The sequence below is a fragment of the Bacillus sp. AM1(2019) genome, assembly GCF_009906915.1.
GTDB classification, from domain to species: domain Bacteria; phylum Bacillota; class Bacilli; order Bacillales; family Bacillaceae; genus Bacillus; species Bacillus velezensis.
In genome coordinates this window covers 919480-927500 of record NZ_CP047644.1, presented here as the reverse complement: position 1 = coordinate 927500, position 8021 = coordinate 919480, and the positions used below count along the sequence as shown (strand labels likewise).

Sequence of the window (8021 nt, the reverse complement as noted above, 5' to 3'; positions counted from 1 at the left end):
GTGGGTTCGGGCCTCCATTCAGTGTTACCTGAACTTCACCCTGGACATGGGTAGATCACCTGGTTTCGGGTCTACGACCACGTACTCAATTCGCCCTATTCAGACTCGCTTTCGCTGCGGCTCCGCATCTTCTGCTTAACCTTGCACGGGATCGTAACTCGCCGGTTCATTCTACAAAAGGCACGCCATCACCCGTTAACGGGCTCTGACTACTTGTAGGCACACGGTTTCAGGATCTCTTTCACTCCCCTTCCGGGGTGCTTTTCACCTTTCCCTCACGGTACTGGTTCACTATCGGTCACTAGGGAGTATTTAGCCTTGGGAGATGGTCCTCCCGGATTCCGACGGAATTTCACGTGTTCCGCCGTACTCAGGATCCACTCAGGAGAGAACGAAGTTTTGACTACAGGGCTGTTACCTCCTATGGCGGGCCTTTCCAGACCTCTTCATCTACCTCGTTCCTTTGTAACTCCGTACAGAGTGTCCTACAACCCCAAGAGGCAAGCCTCTTGGTTTGGGCTGGTCCCGTTTCGCTCGCCGCTACTCAGGGAATCGCATTTGCTTTCTCTTCCTCCGGGTACTTAGATGTTTCAGTTCCCCGGGTCTGCCTTCTCATATCCTATGTATTCAGATATGGATACCACTCCATTACGAGTGGTGGGTTTCCCCATTCGGAAATCTCCGGATCAAAGCTTGCTTACAGCTCCCCGAAGCATATCGGTGTTCGTCCCGTCCTTCATCGGCTCCTAGTGCCAAGGCATCCACCGTGCGCCCTTTCTAACTTAACCGTTAAAAAGAATCACTACGTGATATCTTGCATTACTAATTGAATGTGAATTACTTCTGTTATCTAGTTTTCAAAGAACAACATCTCGAAGAATCAAATGATCCTTCAAAACTAAACAAGACAGGGAACGTTCTGTTTATAAGACCCAAGGTCTTATATTCCGTTAAAATCCTTAGAAAGGAGGTGATCCAGCCGCACCTTCCGATACGGCTACCTTGTTACGACTTCACCCCAATCATCTGTCCCACCTTCGGCGGCTGGCTCCTAAAAGGTTACCTCACCGACTTCGGGTGTTACAAACTCTCGTGGTGTGACGGGCGGTGTGTACAAGGCCCGGGAACGTATTCACCGCGGCATGCTGATCCGCGATTACTAGCGATTCCAGCTTCACGCAGTCGAGTTGCAGACTGCGATCCGAACTGAGAACAGATTTGTGGGATTGGCTTAACCTCGCGGTTTCGCTGCCCTTTGTTCTGTCCATTGTAGCACGTGTGTAGCCCAGGTCATAAGGGGCATGATGATTTGACGTCATCCCCACCTTCCTCCGGTTTGTCACCGGCAGTCACCTTAGAGTGCCCAACTGAATGCTGGCAACTAAGATCAAGGGTTGCGCTCGTTGCGGGACTTAACCCAACATCTCACGACACGAGCTGACGACAACCATGCACCACCTGTCACTCTGCCCCCGAAGGGGACGTCCTATCTCTAGGATTGTCAGAGGATGTCAAGACCTGGTAAGGTTCTTCGCGTTGCTTCGAATTAAACCACATGCTCCACCGCTTGTGCGGGCCCCCGTCAATTCCTTTGAGTTTCAGTCTTGCGACCGTACTCCCCAGGCGGAGTGCTTAATGCGTTAGCTGCAGCACTAAGGGGCGGAAACCCCCTAACACTTAGCACTCATCGTTTACGGCGTGGACTACCAGGGTATCTAATCCTGTTCGCTCCCCACGCTTTCGCTCCTCAGCGTCAGTTACAGACCAGAGAGTCGCCTTCGCCACTGGTGTTCCTCCACATCTCTACGCATTTCACCGCTACACGTGGAATTCCACTCTCCTCTTCTGCACTCAAGTTCCCCAGTTTCCAATGACCCTCCCCGGTTGAGCCGGGGGCTTTCACATCAGACTTAAGAAACCGCCTGCGAGCCCTTTACGCCCAATAATTCCGGACAACGCTTGCCACCTACGTATTACCGCGGCTGCTGGCACGTAGTTAGCCGTGGCTTTCTGGTTAGGTACCGTCAAGGTGCCGCCCTATTTGAACGGCACTTGTTCTTCCCTAACAACAGAGCTTTACGATCCGAAAACCTTCATCACTCACGCGGCGTTGCTCCGTCAGACTTTCGTCCATTGCGGAAGATTCCCTACTGCTGCCTCCCGTAGGAGTCTGGGCCGTGTCTCAGTCCCAGTGTGGCCGATCACCCTCTCAGGTCGGCTACGCATCGTTGCCTTGGTGAGCCGTTACCTCACCAACTAGCTAATGCGCCGCGGGTCCATCTGTAAGTGGTAGCCGAAGCCACCTTTTATGTCTGAACCATGCGGTTCAAACAACCATCCGGTATTAGCCCCGGTTTCCCGGAGTTATCCCAGTCTTACAGGCAGGTTACCCACGTGTTACTCACCCGTCCGCCGCTAACATCAGGGAGCAAGCTCCCATCTGTCCGCTCGACTTGCATGTATTAGGCACGCCGCCAGCGTTCGTCCTGAGCCAGGATCAAACTCTCCGATAAAGTGTTTGACTGACTACGCACATCGCTGTGCGATTTATTTAAAACTTTGAATTAACAGGTACGTTTTGTCTTGTTTAGTTTTCAAAGATCATCTCAACCTCATCTCGAGGCGACTTTTTCAGTATAACATTCCAGCAAGTTGCTGTCAAATGTTTTTTTGTTTTTATTTCTCCGCCGCTGTGAGCTTTTTGTTGAAGCGCATCAGCGACGTTTAATAATATACCATGCCTATGATTCAGCGTCAACACTTTTTTTGAAAGAATATCCTCGATGATATACTTCCTGCCCTTTGGTCTCTATTTGAGATACTTCAACAAAGCCTTTTTCCGTCAGGTAATCAAGCATGACACCAAGATCTTGGGTGAAGTGCAGCAGTTCAGGGTGCTGCAGCAATTCTCCAAACTGCCACATTTCTTTTTCTTTCATCACTTGAAAAAGGTGCGCAGAACCGATTTCAGCTTTTGAATGGATGAGAAAATCATTTGCTAAGAATAATAATTCGAGCCTTTTCTCCAAACTTTCGTGACTCTCGACAAGTTCGGAATATAGCTTATATACCTGCGGCTCAATGTGACGGACCTGGTTCCAGACTGTCGTTTCGGGATAAAACCCCCGGTCAATCACTTCTATGCGGGCCAAGTGGTGAAGAGCATGCACTACCGCATAATATGCATCCAGAAAATGATCAGCTTCAAAAAACGCTTTTCCTTCTACAAATCTTCTGATCAGCTTGCCGTATTCCATTCCGATCTTTAATTTCCGCTCGGCGAAAGGAAAAGTGCTGAGCCGGTCATTGAGTTCAGATATATATTCATTGCGGTCAAACAGCACTTTGCCGTTGATGATCCAATCTATGACTCTTCTATTTGTCCCAAGCAGAATCCATTCCTGAAGCAGAGCATCCGTTACAATATGTAAAGAGGCGGTTTTTTGTTCGAATTCATAATGCTTTATAAAAAGAGGTTCATCAGCCTGTTTGACAATGACAAGCATGACCGCATCAAAGTTATCCGTGATGGATGATGCTTTACTCCTTCTCTCAATCATAAGGACGGCCAGCGTATCGGGATGACTTGCTCTTTCTTGGTAAATTGGACGGAGAAGATTGTCCATTACGATTCCTCCAATGCGATTGTTTCACTAGCTATTGTTTCTACATTTCTATGATAAAACATGAAAGTCCTTTTTTCTAAACACATTGCACTATTATAACAAATTTCCTTTCAGGTGCCATATTTATTCTTCCCTTTTCTTACGAAAACATGAAGAATATGCCATCTGTTTTGTGCTATAGTTAAATGAGAGGGGGATGGACATGGCGAAATACTCAAGCAAAATTAATAAGATCAGAACGTTTGCGTTAAGTTTGGTTTTCGTTGGGTTTATCATTATGTACATCGGGCTGTTCTTTAAGCAGTCTGTTTTGCTTGCCAGCTTGTTTATGATTCTCGGCCTGCTGTCGATCGGGCTCAGCACCGCCGTTTATTTTTGGATCGGCATGCTGTCCACAAAAGCGGTCCGGGTGATGTGCCCCGCTTGCGAGAAAGAAACGAAGATTCTGGGCAGAGTGGATATGTGCATGCATTGCAGAGAGCCGCTTACATTGGATAAAGGATTGGAAGGCAAAGCGTTCGATGAGTCTTATAACAGAAAAAACAGTGTAAAATAAACGAAGCTGACCGTATCAAAGCGGTCAGCTTCGTTTAGTGGTTTTCTTTTTTGGAACATTCTTGGCAGACGCCGTAAATCTCCAAACGGTGGTGGCTTACCTTAAACCCCGTGACGTGAGCCGCAAGCTGTTCCACTTCGTCAAGCCCGGGATAATGGAAGTCTACGATTTTTCCGCAGCTTTCACAAATGGCGTGATAATGGTCAGAGGTGACAAAGTCAAATCTGCTGGACGCATCTCCGTACGTCAGTTCCTTTACAAGCCCCGCTTCCCGGAATACACGCAAATTGTTATACACTGTCGCAACACTCATATTAGGGAATTTCCCTTCCAAGGCTTTATATATATCGTCCGCTGTCGGATGTGCCATAGAATCCACGAGATATTCCAGAATGGCATGACGTTGAGGAGTAATCCGGACTCCCGTATCCTTCAACGTGTCTAAGGCTTCTTTTAATTCATGTGCAGCCATCCGTCATGCACCTCTCTTCTAAAAAAGATTCTTACTTTATAATGTTTATAATTAGTGTACATCTTTTTCCGGTCTCCTGTCAAATGTAATCTGAAGAAAACCCCGTGAGTTCAGCATTTGTCCATTAATTAGACGCAATTTGTTCCAATTCGCGAAGCGCCTCGGCAACGTGATCTTTCACTTTTACCTTTCTCCACTCCTTCACAAGACGGCCTTCTTTGTCTAACAAAAAAGTGGATCGCTCGATACCCATATATTCTTTCCCAAAATTCTTCTTCAGCTTCCACACATCAAAAGCTTCCGCCAATTTGTGCTCATCATCAACGAGGAGCTGGAAAGGAAGATCGTGTTTTTGCTTAAATTTTTCATGTTTATCACGGCTGTCAGGGCTTACTCCGATGATAACCGCATCAAGTCCCGCGAAACTTTCGTGCTGATCACGGAAATCACATGCTTCCGTCGTGCATCCGGGTGTCATGTCTTTCGGATAAAAATAGAGAACGACGTACTTCCCTTTAAAATCCGTCAATGCTACTTCTTCCCCGCTGTCATTCACTAATTTCATATCCGGTGCTGTTTGTCCGATTTCAATCGTCATTTCTTATACCTCCGGGTTTTTTATTAAGCGTATCCAATTCACGTTAAGATTACAACCGTTATCCTCCCGCTCTTTTCTGGAAGCATGAACCGTTGTGCTCGCAATGAAGCATGCTACAATAGAACATGATGTAAGGAGATATTAGGAGGGTCATTTTTTGTATACAAAATCAGTTGAACTTCATAAGGAAGCGTTAGAGCATATCGTCGGAGGCGTGAACAGCCCGTCCAGATCCTATAAAGCGGTAGGCGGCGGTTCACCCGTTGCGATGGAAAAAGCGAACGGCGCTTATTTCTGGGATGTAGACGGGAATCAGTATATCGATTATTTAGCGGCTTACGGCCCGATTATTACCGGACATGCCCATCCGCATATTACTGAAGCGATTAAAACAGCGGCTGAAAACGGTGTGCTGTACGGGACGCCGACCAAACATGAGGTCACTTTCGCCAAAATGCTGAAGGAGGCCATTCCTTCACTTGATAAAGTACGATTCGTAAACTCAGGCACTGAAGCGGTAATGACAACGATCCGGGTTGCACGCGCTTATACAGGCCGGACAAAAATCATTAAATTCGCCGGCTGCTATCACGGCCATTCTGATCTTGTACTTGTCGCTGCGGGTTCCGGTCCGTCTACGCTCGGCACTCCTGATTCCGCCGGCGTGCCGAAAAGCATCGCCAATGAGGTGATTACCGTTCCTTTCAATGATATTGAAAGCTACAAAGCCGCGCTGGATAAATGGGGTTCGGAAATTGCAGCGGTTCTCGTCGAGCCGATCGTCGGCAACTTCGGCATCGTTGAACCTGAAGAAGGATTTTTAGAACAGGTAAATGAATTGACCCATAAAGCGGGCGCGCTCGTTATTTATGATGAAGTGATCACGGCGTTCCGTTTTATGTACGGAGGCGCGCAGGATCTTCTTCAAGTGAAGCCTGATTTAACGGCGCTCGGTAAAATTATCGGGGGCGGCTTGCCGATCGGCGCTTACGGAGGCAAAAAAGAGATCATGGAGCAGGTTGCTCCGCTCGGCCCGGCATATCAAGCCGGCACGATGGCCGGAAACCCGGCATCTATCCTATCAGGCATCGCCTGCCTGGAAGTGCTGAAGGAAGAAGGCGTTTATGAGCGGCTTGATGAGCTCGGCGCCAGACTTGAGCAAGGCATTCTCGCCCATGCGGAGACACACGGCATTACCATCACCGTCAACCGTTTAAAAGGCGCGCTCACGGTTTACTTCACTGATGAAAAAATCGTCAATTACGAGCAGGCGGAAAATACGGACGGAGAAGCATTCGCCAAGTTCTTCAAGCTGATGCTTGAGCGCGGCATCAATCTCGCTCCATCGAAGTATGAAGCTTGGTTTATCACAACCGCACATACTGAAGAGGATATCGACGCCACTTTACAAGCCGTTGAAGATGCGTTCAGACATATGAAAAAATAACTGCTGAAACAAGCGGGAGCCCGGGGCTTCCGCTTTTTCTTTTTGTCCGATTTGTGAGATAATGGTTTTTTCAAAAAAAGACCTTGAATAATTGGTATGATCCCTGTATATTACTTTATTGTTTAGCAAATCAGCCGACAGGGAAATGTAAGTGTCAGCCGTTCGTTCGGCACATAATTTATTAGAGAAAGGAATGCACGCACAAACCAATGAAACTTGGTGCCCGCATTTTTAAAACAGGGATTGCGATTACGCTCGCGCTCTACTTAGCATCATGGATCGGACTTCCGTCGCCGATCTTTGCCGGGATTGCAGCTATATTTGCCATACAGCCCTCTATTTACAGGTCTTTTCTTATCATTATTGATCAGGTTCAGGCAAATATCATCGGCGCTGTCATCGCTACGGCATTCGGACTGATTTTCGGACCGAGTCCGATTATGATCGGATTGACCGCAGTGATTGTCATCACGATCATGTTAAAACTGAAAATTGAACACACCATTTCGATTGCGCTCGTGACGGTTATCGCAATTTTAGAAACACCGGGAAACAGCTTCCTGACGTTCGCTCTGATACGAACAAGCACCGTTATTTTAGGCGTGCTGTCTTCTTTTATTGTGAACCTTGTGTTTCTTCCGCCGAAATACGAAACGAAGCTGACTCATCATACGGTTGAATATACCGATGAGATCATGAAATGGATCAGGCTGACGATGCGTCAGTCCACGGAACACTCGATATTGAAAGAGGATATTGAGAAGCTGAAGGAAAAGATGATGAAGCTTGATCATACGTACCTCCTTTATAAAGAGGAGAGAAGCTACTTTAAGAAAACGACGTATGTAAAGTCGCGCAAGCTTGTATTGTTCAGACAGGCGATTATTACGGCGAATCGGGCGCTTGATACGCTGAAAAAGCTGCACCGCTATGAAAACGAGATTTATCATATGCCGGAGGAATTTCAGGAGACGCTGACAGAAGAAATTGATTATCTGCTTCATTGGCATGAAAGGATTCTGATGCGGACGGTCGGCAAGATCAAACCGCATGATGACGATGCTGAAGAAAGCATAAGATATAAACAGCTTTTGACGAAGTCTTTCTTGAAAAATCAGCAGAACTGCGAGGATGAACTGCTTGATTACAATATGCTCAGCATTATGGCTGCGGTTGCGGAATACCGCGAGCAGCTGGAGCATCTCGATACATTAATTACGAGTTTTCAGACATACCACCCGAAAGACAGCGAATTAGAAACAGACGAAGAGTAACCCGGTGCTTCCGTAAAACCGGGTTTTTTTGCGTTCAAAAAAACTTAT

The 8021-nt window shown here is 47.1% G+C and carries 6 protein-coding genes and 2 rRNA genes (1 of these 8 running past the window's edge); 3 read left to right on the top strand and 5 right to left on the bottom strand.

Annotated features, from left to right (window positions below; all coding sequences use genetic code 11):
* The 3 genes from GNE05_RS04735 to GNE05_RS04725 all read right to left on the bottom strand — a co-directional run.
* A 23S ribosomal RNA gene (locus GNE05_RS04735) occupies positions 1 to 788 on the bottom strand; it reaches 2142 nt to the left of the window's first position.
* A gap of 175 nt (positions 789 to 963) precedes the next feature.
* Positions 964 to 2513: ribosomal RNA gene (locus GNE05_RS04730) — 16S ribosomal RNA — on the bottom strand.
* Together the 16S and 23S rRNA genes form the textbook arrangement of a ribosomal RNA operon.
* Positions 2514 to 2741: 228 nt before the next feature.
* Complete coding sequence (locus GNE05_RS04725) at positions 2742 to 3626, bottom strand: nucleotidyltransferase-like protein (protein WP_014417244.1); 885 nt, start codon at positions 3624 to 3626, stop codon at positions 2742 to 2744.
* Between the two features lie 202 nt (positions 3627 to 3828).
* Here GNE05_RS04725 and GNE05_RS04720 point away from each other — a divergent pair, with 202 nt between their 5' ends.
* Positions 3829 to 4182 (top strand): YgzB family protein, encoded by a 354-nt coding sequence (locus GNE05_RS04720; protein ID WP_007408568.1) that lies wholly within the window; start codon positions 3829 to 3831, stop codon positions 4180 to 4182.
* 34 nt (positions 4183 to 4216) lie between these two features.
* Here GNE05_RS04720 and perR read toward each other — a convergent pair whose 3' ends face one another.
* Both perR and bcp read right to left on the bottom strand, forming a co-directional pair.
* Positions 4217 to 4654: a peroxide-responsive transcriptional repressor PerR gene (gene perR / locus GNE05_RS04715; protein WP_003155465.1), complete on the bottom strand. Its 438-nt coding sequence runs from the start codon at positions 4652 to 4654 to the stop codon at positions 4217 to 4219.
* 124 nt (positions 4655 to 4778) lie between these two features.
* Positions 4779 to 5252: a thioredoxin-dependent thiol peroxidase gene (gene bcp / locus GNE05_RS04710; RefSeq protein ID WP_003155466.1), complete on the bottom strand. Its 474-nt coding sequence runs from the start codon at positions 5250 to 5252 to the stop codon at positions 4779 to 4781.
* A gap of 157 nt (positions 5253 to 5409) precedes the next feature.
* Here bcp and GNE05_RS04705 point away from each other — a divergent pair, with 157 nt between their 5' ends.
* Together GNE05_RS04705 and GNE05_RS04700 are read left to right on the top strand one after the other, a co-directional pair.
* Complete coding sequence (locus GNE05_RS04705) at positions 5410 to 6699, top strand: glutamate-1-semialdehyde 2,1-aminomutase (protein ID WP_007408567.1); 1290 nt, start codon at positions 5410 to 5412, stop codon at positions 6697 to 6699.
* Positions 6700 to 6908: 209 nt separating this feature from the next.
* Positions 6909 to 7973 carry an aromatic acid exporter family protein gene (locus GNE05_RS04700; RefSeq protein ID WP_007610190.1) on the top strand — a complete coding sequence of 355 codons (1065 nt, stop codon included), beginning with the start codon at positions 6909 to 6911 and terminating at the stop codon, positions 7971 to 7973.
* The last annotated feature ends 48 nt before the right edge of the window (positions 7974 to 8021 follow it).

What these genes read in the sequence shown, in the direction of transcription:
- GNE05_RS04725 (WP_014417244.1), bottom strand. Translation starts at nt 3,626, where the DNA reads ATGGACAATCTTCTCCGTCCAATTTACCAAGAAAGAGCAAGTCATCCC.
- GNE05_RS04720 (WP_007408568.1), top strand. Translation starts at nt 3,829, where the DNA reads ATGGCGAAATACTCAAGCAAAATTAATAAGATCAGAACGTTTGCGTTA.
- perR (WP_003155465.1), bottom strand. Translation starts at nt 4,654, where the DNA reads ATGGCTGCACATGAATTAAAAGAAGCCTTAGACACGTTGAAGGATACG.
- GNE05_RS04700 (WP_007610190.1), top strand. Translation starts at nt 6,909, where the DNA reads ATGAAACTTGGTGCCCGCATTTTTAAAACAGGGATTGCGATTACGCTC.
- bcp (WP_003155466.1), bottom strand. Translation starts at nt 5,252, where the DNA reads ATGACGATTGAAATCGGACAAACAGCACCGGATATGAAATTAGTGAAT.